Below are 17,197 nucleotides of genomic sequence, written 5' to 3'. Positions count from 1 at the left end.
TTACTGCCGCAGGTCCGCCCGGATACGGCCAGATTCTCCTGCAATGGTGGGGTCAGAGCCGGGGCGATGTCCGCAGAGGCGGCTCTGGATGCGCAATAACGAGTCGAACATGAGAACGAAGAAGATCACCAAGGCCGTCTTTCCCGTGGCCGGTCTTGGCACACGCTTTCTGCCCGCGACCAAGTCGATCCCCAAAGAGATCATGACACTCGTCGATCGCCCCTTGATTCAGTACGCCATCGACGAGGCGCGCGCTGCCGGCATCAAGGAATTCATCTTCGTGACGGCTCGCGGCAAGTCGGCACTCGAGGACTATTTCGACCACGCACCGGAACTGGAGTCAGAACTGCGCAAGAAGGGCAAGACCGAACTGCTGGATATCCTGAAGGACACCAACATGGATTCGGGCGCCATTGCCTATGTGCGGCAGAATCGGGCCCTGGGCCTGGGCCATGCCGTGTGGTGCGCGCGCCGCCTGATCGGGAACGAACCCTTTGCCGTGCTTTTGCCCGATGACGTGATTGCCGCCGATCGACCCTGCCTCCAGCAGATGGTCGAGGCCCATGCCGAAACCGGGGGCTGCATGGTCGCAGCCATGGAAGTCGCCCCGCAAAGAACCTCGAGCTACGGCATTCTGGACATCGGCGAGGACAGGGGAACAATCGTCCGCGCCAAGGGCCTTGTCGAAAAGCCGCGGCCCGAGGACGCCCCGTCGAACCTGGCCATCATCGGCCGCTACATCCTGACCCCCAAGGTGCTGACCAATCTGAACCGGATGAAGCAGGGCGCGGGCGGGGAAATCCAGCTGACAGACGCCATCGCCGAAGAGGTCGATACTGCGGCGGGCGTGCACGGCCTGCGCTTCCGCGGGCATCGCTACGATTGCGGCTCGAAGATCGGCTTCCTTCAGGCCACGGTGGCCTTCGGCCTGTCGCGTCCCGATCTGGGTGCCGAATTCGAGAGCTTCCTTCATGAACTGATGGCAACGCAGAAGGCAGCGCAGTAGTCCCTTGTCAGCCCAACCGCATGCCTGGCCGATCGGGGCTATGCCGGATCGGCCCCAGTCCGGCGCCAAAGGTCTGTGGCATGCCTATCGTCTGCGGATGCGCCGGCGCTGGCTTCTGGGCCGCGCGCTGCACCGGCGGCGTCAGCTGGTCGCGGTGGCCGATCGCACCGACAGGATCGCGCCGGGTGACATTCTGGGCTTCATGTGCGTGCGCAACGAAAACGCCCGCCTGCCCTTCATGCTGGACCATCACCGCAATCTGGGGGTGCGCCACTTCCTGATCATCGACAACGCCAGTACCGACGGGACGGCCGATCTTCTTGCCGCAAGACCGGATGTGTCACTGTGGCGGACGGAAGGCAGCTACAAGTCTGCCCGTTTCGGCATGGACTGGGTGAACTGGCTTCTGATGCGATATGGCCATGGGCATTGGTGCCTGACACTGGATGCCGACGAGCTGCTTGTCTATCCCCACTGGCAGACCCGCTGCCTTGCCGCACTGACCGACTGGCTTGACCGGCAGGGACAAATCGCCCTGGGGGCCCTGACAATCGACCTGTATCCTGCTGGACGCGTGTCCGAGGGCACCTATGCGCCGGGCGACGATCCGCTGGGCATCCTGAGATGGTTCGACAGCGGCAACTATCAGGTCCAGGTCCAGCCGAGAATGGGCAATCTCTGGATCCAGGGGGGGGCAAGGGCGCGGGTCTTCTTTGCCTCGCAGCCGCGCCGCGCGCCAACCCTGAACAAGATCCCGCTGGTCAGATGGCACTGGCGCTATGCCTACGTGAATTCGACCCACGCGCTTCTGCCGCCGCGGTTGAACCGGGTCTATGCGACGGATGGCGGGATGCTGACCTCCGGTGCCCTGTTGCACACCAAGTTCCTTCCCGGCATCATCGAACGGGCCGCCGAGGAAAAGGTCAGGGCAGAGCATTTTGCCGACGGTGCGCAATATGCCAGCTACTATGATCGGTTGACTGCCGATCCGGTGCTGCGCTGCGCTGCCTCGACCCGTTTGACCGGCTGGCGCCAGCTGGAGGCCCTGGGTCTCATCTCGCGTGGTGGTTGGGTATGAGGCAATCGCGGTGAACCCGCTGTCGATCTATCGCCTGCGGCTGCAGCGGAAACGGCTTCTCTGGCGGGCCTTCCTGAAACGCCGGCAGTTGCGGCCGGTCACGAACCGGATGGATCGGCTGCGCGATCAGCCGATCCTGCTGTTCTCGACCATGCGAAACGAACGCATCCGCCTGCCCTATTTTCTGGACCACTACCGCAGGCTGGGCATCGATCACTTCCTGGTCGTGGACAACGCGTCCGATGACGGCACACACGAATATCTGGCACAGCAACCGGATGTTTCGCTGTGGTCTGCCGAAGCGGGCTACAAGCAGTCGCGGTTCGGCATGGACTGGATCATGCACCTGCTGCGCCGGCATGGTGCCGGGCGCTGGTGCCTGACAGTCGATGTCGACGAATTCCTGGTCTATCCCTATTGCGAGACCCGACCGCTGCGCGCCCTGACGGACTGGCTGGACAGCAGCGGAACAAGAACCTTCTCGGCCATGCTGCTGGACATGTATCCCAAGGGCGCGATGCATGAGCAGCCCTACCGCGAAGGACAGAGCCCCTTTGAAATCGCCCAGTATTTCGACAGCGGCAACTACACGATCAGCCGCAACTGGCACTATCACAACCTCTGGATTCAGGGTGGTCCCAGGGCAAGGCTGTTCTTCGCATCGCAGCCGAGGCAGGCCCCGGCGATGAACAAGATCCCTCTGGTGAAATGGCACCGCTCCTATGCCTACATCAGTTCGACGCATATGCTGCTGCCACGCGGCCTGAACCTGACCTACGAGCAGGACGGGGGCGAAAAGCCATCGGGTTGCCTTCTGCATGCAAAATTCCTCGACACCTTCGCCGCCAAGGCCGAGGAAGAGATGAAACGTGGCCAGCATTATGCCGACAGCCACGAATATCGCGCCTATCGGGATGGCCTCGCCCGTGAACGCGACCTGTGGTGCACATGGAGCGAGAAGTATATCAACTGGCGGCAGCTCGAGATCCTGGGGCTGATGTCGAAGGGGAACTGGGCATGAGCCTTGGCGTCGTCATGCTCTGTCACACGGCGCTGAACCGCGCGGCCCAGGTGGCGCGGCACTGGGCAGAAAATGCCTGCCCGGTCGTCATTCACGTGGACAGCAGGGTGCCGCAAGCCGACCTTGATGCCATGAAGGCAGGGCTGGCCGATCTGCCCGACGTCCTCTTTTCACCGCGGGTGGCCTGTGAATGGGGCACCTTCGGCCTTGTCGAGGCCACGATTCTGGCCGCTACCCGGATGCTTGAGCAATTCCCGGACGTTTCGCATGTTTTCCTTGCCTCGGGATCCTGCCTGCCGATCCGGCCGGTGGCGGACCTTAAAGCGCATCTTGCCGCCCACCCCGACACCGATTTCATCGAAAGCGTGACTACCGCCGATGTCGGCTGGACCGTCGGCGGCCTGAACAAGGAACGCTTCACCCTGCACTTTCCCTTTTCGTGGAAGAAGCAGCGGCGTCTCTTCGACGCCTATGTCCGGCTGCAGCGCCGACTGCGCATTCAGCGCCGCATCCCCGAGGGGATCGTGCCCCACCTTGGCAGCCAGTGGTGGTGCCTGACGCGCCGTTCGCTGGAAGCGATCCTCACGCATCCTGACCGCCCACGCCACGACCGGTATTTCCGCCGTGTCTGGATTCCCGACGAAAGCTATTTCCAGACGCTCGTGCGGCGGGTATCGACGCGGATCGAAAGCCGGTCGCTTACGCTGGCGAAGTTCGATTTCCAAGGGCGACCGCATGTGTTCTATGACGATCATCTGCACCTTCTGCGGCAGTCCCCGGCCTTCGTCGCGCGCAAGATCTGGCCGCAGGCAGATCTGCTGTATCGCACCTTCCTTGGCGAGGACGACCAGAAACGTCCGGCCCCGAACCCCGGCAAGATCGACCGGCTGTTCGCCAAAGCGGTTGAACGGCGCACCCGGGGGCGGCAGGGGCTGTTCATGCAAAGCCGCTTCCCCACATGGGGCCGGGGGGCGAAGTGTTCGGCCGGACCCTATGGGGTGCTTGCAGGGTTCGACGAATTGTTCACGGACTTCCGGCCCTGGCTAACCCGGGCCGCAGGCGCGCGGGTCCACGGCCATCTTTTCGACCCCGACCGGGTGCAGTTTGCAGGCGGCGAAACCGTGTTCAAGGGTGGCCTTTCCGACAGCGCGACGCTGCGCGACTACAATCCGCAAAGCTTCCTGACGAACCTGATCTGGAACACCAGGGGCGAAACCCAGTGCTTCCAGTTCGGTCCCGGCGACGTACAGGACATTGTCTGGTTCATCGCCGAGGATCCGCAGGCGCGGGTCTTCATCGTGTCGGGCGCCTTTGCCGTGCCGCTCTGGCGATCGGGCATGAGCGTGGCTGAAGTCCGCCCGCTGGCTGCCCGGATGCAGAAGATCGAGGCCGACCTGATCGCAAGACTCGAGTCTCCCTGGACGAAGGCGCAGGTTCGGCGCTGGACCCTGGCCGAGTTTCTGGAAAACCCGGCGGAACCCTTGCAGCAGCTTCTGGATGACCTGAACCCGCGCAGCAGCCACCGTGTTACCGACCTGCCGCAGCTGGTACCGCTGCGCGGTTTCGGCGATTTCGTGCAGGATCTGCGCAACCAGGGCATGCTTCCCGTGCTGATCGGTGATATCGACGCAAGCCTCGACACGGCGCCCGAAACGCTGCCCACTGCCAGGCTGCGGGTGGTGCGGTAACACGATGGCTGCAGTCGGCTTCAACAGTTTCGTCATTCTTGCGGGGATGCGGACAGGCTCGAACTTCCTCGAGGCGAACCTGAATGCGTTGCCTGGTGTCACAAGCTACGGCGAGGTCTTCAACCCGCATTTCATCGGCAAGAAGGACACGACCGAACTGTTCGGGGTCACCCTGGCCGAACGCGAAGCGAACCCGATGCCACTGCTGCGCCGGCTCCGGTCGGAAACCAGGGGGATTGCCGGCTTCCGCTTCTTTCACGACCACGATCCCCGTGTCCTTGACCTGGTGCTGGACGATGTAACCTGCGCCAAGATCATCCTGACGCGCAATCCCGTTGAAAGCTATGTAAGCCTGCTGGCCGCGCGATCCACGGGGCAATGGAAACTGACTGATGCCAGGCGCCTGAAATCCACCACGGTCCGGTTCGATCCCGACGGCTTCGCCGAACACCTGGCCACGGCGCAGGATTTCCATCTGCGGGTTCTGCGCAGGCTGCAGACTACGGGGCAGACGGCCTTCATCCTGGATTACGAAGACCTGGCCTCGGTCGAGGTTCTGAACGGGCTCGCCGCCTTTCTGGGGGTCGAGGGGCGGCTGAAGGCGGTCGATGACACGCTGAAGAAGCAGAACCCCGAACCGCTGGAATCCAGGCTGGAAAATCCCGAGGCGCTGGCCCCGGCGCTGGCCCGCGCCGACCTGTTCGCCATGTCGCGCAGCCCCGTGTTCGAGCCCCGGCGCCCTGCCGCGGTGCCCACCGCAGTGGCGGCCGGCGAAGCGCCACTGTTGTTCTTTCCGGTCCGGTCGGGCCCCGACGCTGCCCTGCGTAACTGGCTTTCAGGCTTCGGCGGACTTCGCGAAGGGTTCGACCAAAAGACCTTGCGCCAATGGAAGCGCGCCCATGCCGGCCACCGCACCTTTACCGTGGTGCGCCATCCGCTGCTGCGCGCCCATGTGGCCTTCCGAGAAAGGATCGCCTCGGGCCAGCTGGCCGACCACCGCCGCATCCTGATCCGTGCCTACAAGGCCAGGCTGCCCGAACCGGGCCAGCCCTTTCCCGATGCCGCGGCCGAGCGCGAGGCATTCCGCATCTTCCTGCACTATTGCCGTCTGGCAACCTCTGGCCAGACCGGGCAGCGCGTCGATCCGAACTGGGCAAGCCAGACGGCGATCGTGCAAGGCTTTTCCGCCTTCCATCCGCCCGACCTGGTGATCCGCGAGGATCGCCTGGCGGAAGGGTTGGCCTTCCTGTGCAACGAGATCGGCCTTGCAACGGCGCCGCCCCCCGGCCCCGACCCCGCCGCCGAGGCGCTGGCCGCAATACACGACGATAGCCTGGAAGAGGCGGCCGAGGCGGCCTACGGGCGCGACTATGTGGGCTTCGGCTTTGGGCGCTGGCGGCGCTGACCCGCCTCAGGCCGCCTGAGGGGCGCGGCTTTCGGTCAGGATCGCGTGCAGCTTGGCCGGGTCGGTATTGGCCCGCAGTTTCGCAACGATTCCGGCATCCCGCATCGTGCGGCTGACCAGCGCCAGCGCCTTCAGGTGATCAACCCCCGAATCCTTCGGCGCAAACAGGGCAAAGACCAGATCGACCGGCTGACGGTCCACGCTGTCATAGTCCAGCGGCTTTTCCAGCCGGACGAAGACCCCGACGATGCTTTTCAGATCCTCCAGCCGGGCATGCGGCAAGGCGACGCCGTGGCCCACGCCGGTGGGCCCCAGCGTCTCGCGTTCCTGCAAGCCGTCGATGGCCTGCGCCGCCGACAGCCCGTAGACCTGCGCTGCGATTTCGCCCAGTTCCTGGAACAGCCGCTTCTTCGATGTGAATTGCCCGACAACGCGGACGGCGGCGGGGGTAAGCAGTTTGGAAAGTTCCATGAGCGGGCGATGTTCCTGCGCCAGGGGGCGCACCTTTACTTGCTGTTGCGGGGATCGATCCAGCCGATGTTGCCGTCATCCCGGCGATACACCACGTTCACGCCCCCATGGCCTTCGTTGCGGAAAACCAGCATGCGCTGCCCCGCCAGCTCCATCTGCATCACGGCTTCGCCGACGGTGATCGAAGGGATCTTCGTCTCCATCTCGGCGATGACGATGGGCTGGAGCGTTTCGGGCTCTGCATCCTCGGCATCCTCTGGTGCGGCGAGGATATACGAGGCCGCCCCGGCGAATTCAACCGGGGTCGCGCGATGGCTGTGGTGGTTGCGGATGCGGCGCTTGTAGCGGCGCAACTGCTTGTCCATCTTTTCGCGGCACGATTCGAAGGCCGCGTAGATTTCTGTCGCATGGCCCTTGGCCTGCGCATTCAGGCCCGTAGACAGGTGGATCGTTGCCTCGCAGACGTATTCATGCGCGGAACGGGAAAACACCACGATGCATTCGGTCGGGCGCTGGGCATATTTCTCGACCAGTTCGCCCATTTCAGCCTTCACATGGGTCTGAAGGGCCTCACCGACGTCGATCTGTTTCCCACTGATCTGATAGCGCATGGCCTCTCCTTTCGCATGCTACCGGCGCGGGCCGGGTCATTCCGGGCCGTCCGGACCCTTGTTCCGATGTTGGTTGGAACGTTGCGTCACGCAAGCCCCGCCGACCGGATTCGGCGCGGAAAAACGGCTGAAGCTGGGGGTTTGTAACGCACGCATCACAGGCATTTGGCGTCACGCCCGCGCCCCTTGTCAACCGAGTCGATGGACGACGGCGCCGCGCCTTCAGATGATACGGAAGTTCTCGCCCAGGTAGACGCGACGCACGGTTTCATCGCGCACGACTTCATCCGTGGTGCCGCTCATCAGCACCTTGCCATCATGCAGGATATAGGCGCGATCGACGATCTCCAGCGTTTCGCGGACGTTGTGATCGGTGATCAGAACGCCGATGCCGCGCGCCTTCAGGTCATGCACCAGATGACGGATTTCCCCCACGGCGATCGGGTCAACCCCGGCGAAAGGTTCGTCCAGCAGCAGATACTTCGGACTGGCCGCCAGACAGCGGGCGATTTCCACCCTTCGGCGTTCCCCACCCGACAGCGCCAGCGCCGGCGTGCGGCGCAGGTGGGTAATCGAGAATTCCGACAGAAGCTCCTCCAGCCGTTCGCGCCGCTTGTGGCGGTCGGGCTCGGCAATTTCCAGCACGGCCAGGATATTGTCCTCGACGTTGAGGCCACGGAAAATGCTGACCTCCTGCGGCAGATAGCCGATCCCCAGCCGGGCGCGGCGATACATCGGCAGCCCTGTCACATCCTTGCCGTCGATAAGCACCTGGCCGCCCTCTGGCATGACCAGCCCGGCTATGGCGTAAAAGCAGGTCGTCTTGCCTGATCCGTTCGGCCCCAGCAGGGCAACCACCTCGCCGCGCCGCAAATCCATGCTGACATCGCGGATCACCGGGCGCTTCCTGTAGCTTTTGCGCAGGCTGCGGATCTGCAACCCGGCCTCGCCCGGCCTGACCGTCAGATCCGGCTTGACCGCCATCAATTGCCGCCCGGCACGAAGGTCGTGGTCACGCGGCCTTCCATGATGCCCGTCCCGTCCTTCAGGTTTATCGTCAGCTTCTGCCCGGTCATCGCCGAAGGCCCCTGTGCCAGAAGCACGTTACCTGTCAGGACGATCACGCCGGTGTCGATGGTATAGACGGCTTCCTGCGCCTCGGCCGCATCGCCCAGGTTGGTTATCGTCACCCCGCCGGTGGCGACAAGCTGGTCGATCGCCTTCTGGTCGGGGGCGTACTTCACCAGCACTTCCGCGGCCGAAAGCTTCATCTCGCCCTGGGTGACAAGAACATTTCCGCTGAACACGGCGGTGCCGTCTGCGTTGTTGACCGCCAGCCGGTCGGCCGTAACCTCGACCGGAAGGGTCGTATCCTGGTTCAGCTCGCCAAAGGCGACCTTCGCCTGCTGCGCCAATGCGGGGAATGTGCCGAACGCCAGAACTGCCGCCAATGCCAGATGCTTCAATGTCATTCCATCAACCTCTCGGGCCTCAGCCCCCTGGACGGTATACCAGCCGGACGCCACCATTGAAAACCAGAAGATAGACACCGGGGGTCCGGTTGTCCTGATCCAGCCGCATCCCGTCGGCCCGGATTTCGCCCAGAGGACCCGTCGCGCTGACTTCACCCCGGCTTTCCAGCCCCGACCGGTCCAGCCGCGCCGCGACTTCCGGCGTCTCCAGCCGATAGCCGGTTCCGGTCGTCACCGTGACCCCCCCCGACAGGACCAGCAACCGCGCCGCCTGATCGACCACCGCCGTTGCCGCGCGCAATTCGGTCGTCGCGCCGTCCGGCGTGGAAAGGTCCAGCCGCACGCCCCTGGCAGAGGCCGGGGATCCTGCGGCTGCCGGCCTGGCCTCTTCGGCAGTCAACGTCAGCGAAGCACCATCAGAGGTTGTGCCTGCATAGCTGGGCGCCGTCATCCGAGGTTCGCGGGCGCGCTCTGCGACATCGACTTCTGCGTAGGGAAGCGCGTCCTCCGGGTCGATCCGGTCGGCAACCAGGAAAAGCGTGGCCAGGATCACCAGGGCCAGGATCGGCAAGGCAACCTTCAGCCAGCCCACGATCCGCGTATGTGGATCGGCGCGCGCCATGGCCTAGGCAACCCCGGCGCGCAGGCAGTCGTGCACATGCAGGATACCGATCGCGCGGGGCCCTTCGGCCACCAGAAGGCAGGTGATCTTGCGGTCGTTCATCAGGGCCAGCGCCTCGCCGGCCAGCGCTTCGGGCTCTATGGTGCGGGGGCCGCGCGTCATCACTTCTCCGGCCCGGTGGGACAGCAGCCCGTCAAGGTGCCGGCGCAGGTCGCCATCGGTGATGATGCCGGTCAGGTGACCATGTGCATCCGTCACCCCCACGACGCCGAAACCGCGGCGCGAGATTTCCACCAGGGTCTCGCCCATCGGCATGGTTTCGGGAACCAGCGGTGGATCGGTGTGCATCAGGTCGCGCACCCGCAGAAGCCGCGCCCCCAGCTTGCCGCCGGGGTGAAACATGCGGAAATGGTCTGCCGTGAAGGCACGATGTTCCATCAGTGCGATCGCCAGTGCATCGCCCAACGCCAGCGTCATCGTGGTCGAGGTGGTCGGCACGATCCCCGTGGCGCAGGCCTCGGCCACCTGCGGCAGCAGGATCGCCACATCCGCCTGTCGCAGCAGGGTCGATCCCTCGCGGCCCGCAACCCCGATCAGCGGGATTCCGAACCGCTTGGCATGGGACAGGATGTCGGCCAGTTCCGGCGTCTCGCCGGAGTTCGACAGCACGATCAGAACGTCGCCCCGTGCCACCATGCCCAGGTCGCCATGGCTCGCCTCGGCGGGGTGAACGAAATGCGCGGGCGTCCCGGTGCTGGCAAAGGTCGCCGCGATCTTGCGGGCGATATGGCCCGACTTCCCCATGCCCGATACGATCACCCGCCCCTTCGCCTGCATCAGCAGGGCGACGGCGGCGGAAAAGCTTTCCCCCAGCGCATCGGCCAGGGCAGCAAGCGCCTCGGCCTCGCGCCGGATCACACGGCGGCCGGTAGCGAGGAAGTCAGTGGAGGAAGATATCATTCGTGTCCTCCCATCCCAGAAGGTCGAGTTCGGCCCGCACGGGCAGAAAGTCGAAGCACTTGTGCGCCAACTCCAGCCGCCCTTCGCGCAGCAGCCGCGCTTCCAGCTCGGCCTTGAGGGCATGCAGATACAGGACGTCCGACGCGGCATATTCCTTCTGCGCATCGCTCAGCGTCTCGGCCCCCCAGTCACTGGTCTGCTGCTGTTTGGAGACGTCGATGCCCACCAGATCGGCCAGCAGGTATTTCAGACCATGCCGGTCCGTGAACGTGCGCACCAGCTTGGAGGCGATCTTGGTGCACCAGACCGGGGCCGCAGTCACACCGAAGGCTTTCTTCAGCATGGCGATGTCAAACCGGCCGTAATGGAACAGCTTCAGCGTTCCGGGATCGGCGAGCAGCTGCTCCAGGTTCGGCGCGCGGGTCTGGCCCCGGGCGATCTGCACCAGATGCGCATCACCCGAACCGTCCGAAAGCTGCACAACGCACAGCCGGTCGCGGCGGGGATCCAGGCCCATCGTTTCGGTATCGATGGCAACGACGGGGCCAAGGGACAGCCCGTCGGGAAGGTCGTTCTTGTGCAGATGTATGGCCACACTCAAGCTCCGGTCAGGTGCCCCCCCGATTACGCCCGGCATCCCACGGGGTCAACATGGGCTCCGGCGCTTGCGCGGAAGGGCGCGGCGGATAACATCGGGCAGCACATGCTTCCCTGAATTGCCACAGCAATGATTCATCGCCAGATCTTCCGCACCCCTGCGCCGGGCAAGCCGATGGTGCTGGCCGCTTTCTCGTTCCGCCATGATGCACATCTGGTGCCGGACCTTATCGAGAACGTCCGTCCCGGTGTGCACGGCTGTGTCATGTGGGATGACCGCGGTGCCGCGGATACGCTGTCGGACGAAACGACGCGACGTCAGGCCCTTCTGACCGAGGCGCAGGCGTTGGGTGCGGACTGGCTTCTGACCCCCGACCCCGACGAACGCTTCGAAAGAGGCATCGAAAGCTGGCTGCCCGATCTGCTGGAGGAAGGCGACCGGATCCTCTGGTCCTTCCAGTTGCACGAACTGTTCAGTCCGACCGAAATCCGGACCGACGGGCTGTGGGGCCGCAAGACGGTGCTGCGGCTTTTTCCCATCGGGGCTGCCATGATCGACCCGGCCCGCAGGCTGCACGGCCGATGGGCGGTTGATGAAGATGGCCATGTCTGCCGCCACTCGGGCATCGGCCTGTTCCATCTGCGCATGGCCTTGCCCGCCCGCCGCCAGCTTCGCCGCGATCTCTATGCTGCCGCCGATCCCGAGCGGAAGTTCCAGGCGATCGGCTACGACTATCTGTCAGACGAACGGGAAATGGTTCTGGAACCGATCCCGCCGGGGCGAGGCTTCCATCCTCCCTTCGTGGAGGACCACGGCCTCTGGTCCCCGCCGGCTGGCGCAACCGGTGAGATCAGGCCCGATCCCTATGAGGTCTGCCTCACGCGTGCGGCGCGCTCGTCCCGTCGCCGGGGACAGTTGTCCGCGCATCATGTCATGGACGATCTTTTCCGCGCGAGCCCCCAGGACAACGACCTGCGGCTGCTGTCTGCCCGGTTCGCCTGCGACGCCCAAGCCTTCGATCGGGCGCTGCATCTGGTGGATGAGGCGCTTGCAGCGCGGCCTGACGATCTTTACCCCCGCATCCTGCGGGCACGGGCGCTGATCGGCCTAAGCAGATCGGACGATGCGGGCGATGACATCGGCGTGCTGGACGCAGCCGTGCCCGGCAGCCCGCTGGTGGCGGCGCTTGCTTGCCGGGCGAACCTTGCCCGCGCCGACCTGATGGCACCCGATGCGGCATGGCGCGGCATCGCCCCAGGCGATGCAACGATCCGAGAAGGCCTGGCGATGGTCCGCTCTGACCTTGCGACCGTGGTGATCGGCTTTCGCAACCAGCCGGGGTTGCCTGCGGCCGTGCAATCGCTGCTGGATCAGGACGAGGTGCCGGAAGTCGTGGTGGTCAACAGCGGTGGCGGCAGGGTTGCAGTCGCGCTTGCCCCGTTCCTCGACCGGATCCGGCTCATCACCTGTGAAACGCCACTGCAGGTGGGTGCGGCCAGGAACATCGGGATAGCAGCCAGCCGCGCGCCCTTCGTGGCATTTCTGGCAGGCGACTGCCGCGCACGTCCCGGCTGGGTCGCGGGCCGGCTTGCGCGTCACCGGGCGGGCGCACTGGCTGTCTCCTCAGCCGTTGTCGGCGAGGATGGAACCGGGCCAGTCGCGCTTGCGGCCAACCGGCTGCATTACTCGACCCGCCATCCGCTGACGGATGGACGGCATCTTGTTCACTACGGACTGTCCTATTCGCGCGACCTGCTCGATCTCTGTGGCGCCTTCCCGCCGGGTCTCGCCGCCACCGAGGACACGGTGCTGAATCGTCGTGCCGCCCGCTTCGCGGTGCCCGCTTGGGCGCCGGACGTGGTGACGGTGCATCGTGACGCAACCACCCTCATCGATCTGCTTCGCGATGAACGCCGCCGCGGCTTGCGCCGATCGGCGCATTTGCCCTACCGGTCGCTGGCGGCCGAAGCTACGCCTGCCCTGACATTGCAGCCCTCGCTGCGGCGGCGACTGGCCCTGGCAGAGTGCCGGCTAGCCGACGAGCCCGGCCTTTCGCATGCCGAACGCAGATGCGCGGCTGCAACACTGTGGCTTGCCGCCCAGGCCGACCGGCACGGCCTGACCGAGGGCTTCGCGCAGATCCGGTCGGCCGATGCCTTGCTGGCCGAGGCAGCGGCTCTTGCCGACAGGCCCGAGGCTGCCCTTGAAAAGGCCGAGGCCGCCTGGGCGCTTGACCCGGAAGACCAGATCAAGGCGCGCCGGGTCGGTGAACTGCGGCGCGACTGCGGCGACAAGGACGGCGCCATGGCTGCGTTTCGCGCCGCCCTGTCGCTTGACCCGGCCGACAGTGCGGCGGCGCGGTCACTGGTCGAGCTTGTAGCCCTAGGGGATGGGGCGGTGGCAGCTCTGGCCGAAGCCGAGCGCCGCGCGCTGGCCGCGCCGCTGACGCACCAGCTCTGGGCCCTGGCGGCGGAACGCGCCGGCGCCGCGGGACTTTCGCGTTGGGCAGTTGCGCTGGGTCAGATCGCCCTTGGCGGCGCAGCGGATCAGGCCGGGGCGCATGCCCGGCTTTCGGCGCTGCACCTGTCAGTGCCCGATCCCCTTCCGGCAACCTTCCGCCGGCTTGCCGCGGCGCGGCTGGCTGCAGCGGCCGAAGCACGCCGACCCGGGCATCGTCCGCCAGAACCAATCGGCACCTGATTTCGCCCCCGGCGGTCAATTGATCACGAATTCGGCATGGAGGGCGCCGGCGGCATTGATGCTTTTCAGGATGTCGATCATGTCGTGCGGCGCGACGCCCAGTGCGTTGAGACCGGCCACCACCTCTGCCAGGTCGGTGCCGCCGCGCAGCTCTGCCAGACCGGTGCCCGTCTTGCCGATCTCGGCACTGGAACGCGGCACGACAATTGTCTCGCCCCGGCTGAACGGGTTCGGCTGAACGGCCAAGGGCTCTTCCTCGACCCGCAATGTCAGATTGCCCTGCGCTACCGCAACCCGGCTGATCCGCACATCCGCCCCCATGACGATGGTCCCAGAGCGCTGGTCCACCACGACACGGGCGCGTGTCTCGGGTTCCACCCGTATGCCCTCGATCCGGCTCAGGACATGGGCTGGCGACGCGCTGCCCGCCGCCCTGATGTCTACCGACACCGTTCCCGCATCCTTCATCAGGGCAATCCGGGCCCCGAATTCGGCGTTGATCGCACGTTCGATCCGTTCGGCAGTGGTGAAATCGGCTGACTTCAGCGCCAGCCGAAGGACAGAGAGGCTGGTAAAGTCGAATTCCACCTCCCGCTCGACCCGCGCACCCGAAGGAATGCTCCCGGCGGTCGGCACGCCCTGCACCACCCGTGCTGCCTGACCCTCGGCCAAGATCCCGCCCGCGATGATGGTTCCCTGGGCGACGGCATAGATCTGTCCGTCCGCCCCGTTCAAAGGCGTCATGATCAGTGTTCCGCCAAGCAGGCTCTTGGCATCGCCGATCGCCGAAACGGTCACGTCGATCCGCGTTCCCGCGCGGGCAAAGGGTGGCAGTTGCGCCGTGACGAAGACTGCGGCCACGTTCTTCGGCCGCAGTTGCTCACCCGTCACGTTTGCCCCAAGGCGCTCCAGAAGGTTGGCCATGATCTCTTCGGTGAAGGGCGAGTTGCGAATGCCATCGCCGGTGCCGTTCAGGCCGACGACCAGCCCGTAGCCCACCAGGTCGTTGCCGCGCACCCCGTCGAACTCCACCAGATCCTTGATGCGGACCGGTTCGGCGACAGCCGCCGTTGCTGCAAGAAACAGGACAAGCAGAAAGCGCATCATCTGAGGAACTCCGTCAAGCTCAGGCGAGAGACACGGGCAGTCAGAAGATATAGCGCCTCCAGCTGTGTTCGCGCGGCTTCAAGCCGGGTGGCGGCTTCGTATTGATCGACCGAGGCGATCTCGGACCGCAGGATGCCCAACGCTGTGGTCTCGGCAGCGTTGCGGGTGCGCGCAGCCTCGATCTGCGCCTCGGCAATGCCGATCCTTGCGGCCAGCGCGATCCGACCATCCTCACCGGCCAGAAGGGTTTCGCCCGCGACCACGGCAAGCCGGGCGCGTTCCTCATGCATGCCGGAAAGGACACCCCGGTCAAGCAGGGCTGCCATGGCAAAACCCGCAAGCGTCTTGCGCAGGACGGGGTCCATCGCGGTGGTGCCGGGCCCGACCATCTGGCCGGGCGCTACCGCGACGGCCGGCAGCGGACTGCCGCCGCGGTAGAAGGCGCCAAAGCCCGAAGGATCATCGAACCAGTCAAGGACCGCAGCAGCAACCTGCCCCCCGGTCGTGGCGCCGGCCACTGCTGTCTCGAGCGCGGCGAGCATGTCATCGGCCGGGCCCAGCGGGATGGTGCCGGTTTCGACCCCGGAGAACACGGCGCGGCCCGCGGCCTGCGTGTTCAGAAGCCCAATGGCAGATTCCAGCCGCCCGCGCGCTTGCGCGCCAAGCGTGCTTGTCTGCGCAGCTGTCTGAAAATCGCGCATGCCGATCAACATTGGGGTGATCCCGGTAGCCAGCGAGGACAGCCCCGCCATTGCCGCCTGCTGTGCTGCAGTCTGCGTGCCAGCATCGGTGGCTACGCGGCCGAAGGCACTCAGCCGCGCGATGCTTGCGTCAATGGCCAGCAGGGGGGAAAAGTCACCGCGAAGGGCCTTGCCCAGGTCAGCGTGTCGCCCGGTCGTCACTTCCTGCGTGGCGCGCTGGACCTGACCACGCAACTCTGCACCCTGTCGGGCAAGCATGTTCGCAAGACTGGCATCCCCAAGCGAGACACGGGTCATCGGCCAAGCTCCAGCAACCTGTCGATCATCTCGCTGAGCGTCTGGAGCACCCGCGCGTTTGCGGCATAATTCTTTTCGATCGTCAGCAGCGTCTGCATTTCCCTGTCGGTGTCGATGCCATTCTGAGCCTCGAGGTCGGTCAGTGCGGTCAACCGCGCCGAGGCGAAGGTCTGTTCGGACTGCGCCGAAAGCCGCCTGGCCGACGCATCCGAAATGAGATCGGCCGCAAGGCTTGCAAGACTGCGGCTGCCCGATGCGAAACCGGGCGATGCAAGCGGTCGGACCGCATTCAACCTGTCATGCAGCGCCGCCAGCAGTGCGCCATTGCCCGGGGGCCCCTCGACCGTGGCCCCGATTCCGTCGCGCAGCCGGAAGAGCGCCCCGCCCCGACTCGGATCGACAAGGGCATTCAGTTTCAGACGGCCGGCAAGGCCGGTTTCATTGGCGGGAAGGAATGGGGTGCCCATGTCGGTGAACAACCCCGCGGCACCGGGGGTCAGCGTAGGATCAAGCCCGCTGTCAGCAAACCGCTCTGCGAGGTCACGCGCGAAAGCGTCAAGCCTGGCCTGGGCGGTGACCGCAAGCTCGTCCCGGATAGCGAACAGGGCGCCCAGCGTCCCGCCAAGAATAGGGCTTCCAGGACCAGCGGTGTCACATTGCCTGCCATTGATCGAGATCCCGGAAAGACCGCTCAGGGCCTGCGACATCTCTGGAGTGACAGTGTGTACTGCGGTGAACCCCAGAACTGCGGCCGATCCGTCCAGCAACGCCACACCGCCTGCGGTGAACAACGCGATCTGGTCCTGCGCGCGCGGGATTTCCCGCACCGGAACGATGGCGGCGATCTGGTCTACCAGCCGCTGCCGTTCGTCGAGGAGAGAGGAAATGTCGCGGCCCGCGCCGCCGCATGCCTGAAGTTCGACGTTCAACTGGCGCACCTGCTTCAACGCCAGGTTCAGCCGGCCGACCTGTTCGGCAATCTGCCGGTCGGCTGCGGCACGGGCGGACTGGATTTCGCCGGTGGCCTCGGCCAGACCCTGGACAAGCGATTCGGCTGTCGCGGCAACCGTCAGCAACCGCGCCTCCGATTCCGGTCGCGCCGAAGCCTCAAGCAGGGCGGCATCGAAAGCCGCAACGCGTGCCGCAAGCGAGCCCGGCTTGTCCGCGGTGCCCATGGCAGCCTCTACCCGCTGCAGGAACTGCGCTCGAAGATCGCGATCGCCCCCGGCGGCCTGGGCAAGCCGCCTTTCGCCCAGCAGGAACCGATCCACATCCCGGGTGATCCCGACGATCGACACGCCCTGCCCGGAGCCGCCCAGGATTGCCGCGCGCAGGTTGACCTCGCGGCGGGCGTAGCCGGGCGTGGCAGCATTGGCCACGTTCGACGACAGGATCTCGGCCTGGCGCGAAGTGGCCGCGAGGCCGCTCAGCGCAGACGATAGGGCAGAGGTGATGCTCAT

At 65.4% G+C, this 17,197-nt stretch carries 16 protein-coding genes; 6 read left to right on the top strand and 10 right to left on the bottom strand.

The annotated features are described in order from the left end of the window. Positions 1 to 109 precede the first annotated feature (109 nt). From galU to EZM81_RS13120, 5 genes are all read left to right on the top strand, one after another. A complete protein-coding gene (galU, locus tag EZM81_RS13140; protein WP_136646028.1) occupies positions 110 to 1,006 on the top strand; it encodes a UTP--glucose-1-phosphate uridylyltransferase GalU in 897 nt (298 codons plus the stop codon). A 97-nt stretch (positions 1,007 to 1,103) separates the two neighbouring features. Then, positions 1,104 to 2,084, top strand: coding sequence for a glycosyltransferase family 2 protein (locus EZM81_RS13135; RefSeq protein ID WP_248298227.1), 981 nt, complete (start codon positions 1,104 to 1,106; stop codon positions 2,082 to 2,084). Then, positions 2,068 to 3,105, top strand: a complete 1,038-nt coding sequence (locus tag EZM81_RS13130; RefSeq protein WP_248298226.1) for a glycosyltransferase family 2 protein — start codon at positions 2,068 to 2,070, stop codon at positions 3,103 to 3,105. Before EZM81_RS13135 ends, EZM81_RS13130 begins: the two co-directional genes overlap by 17 nt. Further along, a complete protein-coding gene (locus EZM81_RS13125) occupies positions 3,102 to 4,793 on the top strand; it encodes a beta-1,6-N-acetylglucosaminyltransferase (RefSeq protein ID WP_136646026.1) in 1,692 nt (563 codons plus the stop codon). Before EZM81_RS13130 ends, EZM81_RS13125 begins: the two co-directional genes overlap by 4 nt. Positions 4,794 to 4,797: 4 nt before the next feature. Continuing rightward, a complete protein-coding gene (locus EZM81_RS13120; protein ID WP_136646025.1) occupies positions 4,798 to 6,198 on the top strand; it encodes a sulfotransferase domain-containing protein in 1,401 nt (466 codons plus the stop codon). A gap of 6 nt (positions 6,199 to 6,204) precedes the next feature. On the opposite strand, the gene EZM81_RS13115 is transcribed toward EZM81_RS13120, so the two are convergent. The 7 genes from EZM81_RS13115 to EZM81_RS13085 all read right to left on the bottom strand — a co-directional run bounded on the left by EZM81_RS13115 (position 6,205) and on the right by EZM81_RS13085 (position 10,929). Further along, complete coding sequence (locus EZM81_RS13115) at positions 6,205 to 6,669, bottom strand: PTS sugar transporter subunit IIA (protein WP_135450521.1); 465 nt, start codon at positions 6,667 to 6,669, stop codon at positions 6,205 to 6,207. 35 nt (positions 6,670 to 6,704) lie between these two features. Next, positions 6,705 to 7,280 carry a ribosome hibernation-promoting factor, HPF/YfiA family gene (gene hpf, locus EZM81_RS13110; protein ID WP_135450520.1) on the bottom strand — a complete coding sequence of 192 codons (576 nt, stop codon included), beginning with the start codon at positions 7,278 to 7,280 and terminating at the stop codon, positions 6,705 to 6,707. A 222-nt stretch (positions 7,281 to 7,502) separates the two neighbouring features. Continuing rightward, positions 7,503 to 8,264, bottom strand: coding sequence for an LPS export ABC transporter ATP-binding protein (lptB, locus tag EZM81_RS13105; RefSeq protein ID WP_135450519.1), 762 nt, complete (start codon positions 8,262 to 8,264; stop codon positions 7,503 to 7,505). Then, positions 8,264 to 8,752 (bottom strand): lipopolysaccharide transport periplasmic protein LptA, encoded by a 489-nt coding sequence (lptA, locus tag EZM81_RS13100; protein ID WP_135450518.1) that lies wholly within the window; start codon positions 8,750 to 8,752, stop codon positions 8,264 to 8,266. Before lptA ends, lptB begins: the two co-directional genes overlap by 1 nt. A gap of 19 nt (positions 8,753 to 8,771) precedes the next feature. Beyond that, positions 8,772 to 9,374 carry an LPS export ABC transporter periplasmic protein LptC gene (gene lptC, locus EZM81_RS13095; protein WP_135450517.1) on the bottom strand — a complete coding sequence of 201 codons (603 nt, stop codon included), beginning with the start codon at positions 9,372 to 9,374 and terminating at the stop codon, positions 8,772 to 8,774. 3 nt (positions 9,375 to 9,377) lie between these two features. Next, positions 9,378 to 10,334, bottom strand: coding sequence for an SIS domain-containing protein (locus EZM81_RS13090; protein ID WP_136646024.1), 957 nt, complete (start codon positions 10,332 to 10,334; stop codon positions 9,378 to 9,380). Beyond that, positions 10,315 to 10,929, bottom strand: coding sequence for a ribonuclease D (locus EZM81_RS13085; RefSeq protein WP_136646023.1), 615 nt, complete (start codon positions 10,927 to 10,929; stop codon positions 10,315 to 10,317). The genes EZM81_RS13090 and EZM81_RS13085 overlap by 20 nt, the downstream gene beginning before the upstream one ends. Positions 10,930 to 11,061: 132 nt before the next feature. Here EZM81_RS13085 and EZM81_RS13080 point away from each other — a divergent pair, with 132 nt between their 5' ends. Continuing rightward, positions 11,062 to 13,632: a glycosyltransferase family 2 protein gene (locus EZM81_RS13080; RefSeq protein ID WP_136646022.1), complete on the top strand. Its 2,571-nt coding sequence runs from the start codon at positions 11,062 to 11,064 to the stop codon at positions 13,630 to 13,632. A 15-nt stretch (positions 13,633 to 13,647) separates the two neighbouring features. On the opposite strand, the gene EZM81_RS13075 is transcribed toward EZM81_RS13080, so the two are convergent. The 3 genes from EZM81_RS13075 to flgK are packed head-to-tail and all read right to left on the bottom strand — an operon-like array spanning position 13,648 to position 17,197. Further along, on the bottom strand, positions 13,648 to 14,739 hold the full coding sequence (locus EZM81_RS13075; protein ID WP_136646021.1) for a flagellar basal body P-ring protein FlgI: 1,092 nt from the start codon (positions 14,737 to 14,739) through the stop codon (positions 13,648 to 13,650). After that, positions 14,736 to 15,737, bottom strand: coding sequence for a flagellin (locus EZM81_RS13070; protein ID WP_136646020.1), 1,002 nt, complete (start codon positions 15,735 to 15,737; stop codon positions 14,736 to 14,738). The genes EZM81_RS13075 and EZM81_RS13070 overlap by 4 nt, the downstream gene beginning before the upstream one ends. Further along, positions 15,734 to 17,197, bottom strand: coding sequence for a flagellar hook-associated protein FlgK (gene flgK / locus EZM81_RS13065; protein WP_136646019.1), 1,464 nt, complete (start codon positions 17,195 to 17,197; stop codon positions 15,734 to 15,736). Before flgK ends, EZM81_RS13070 begins: the two co-directional genes overlap by 4 nt.

Origin of the sequence: Tabrizicola sp. YIM 78059 (assembly GCF_004959785.1) — a bacterium.
Taxonomy (GTDB): domain Bacteria; phylum Pseudomonadota; class Alphaproteobacteria; order Rhodobacterales; family Rhodobacteraceae; genus Tabrizicola; species Tabrizicola caldifontis.
This window is presented reverse-complemented; position numbering and strand designations above follow the sequence as displayed.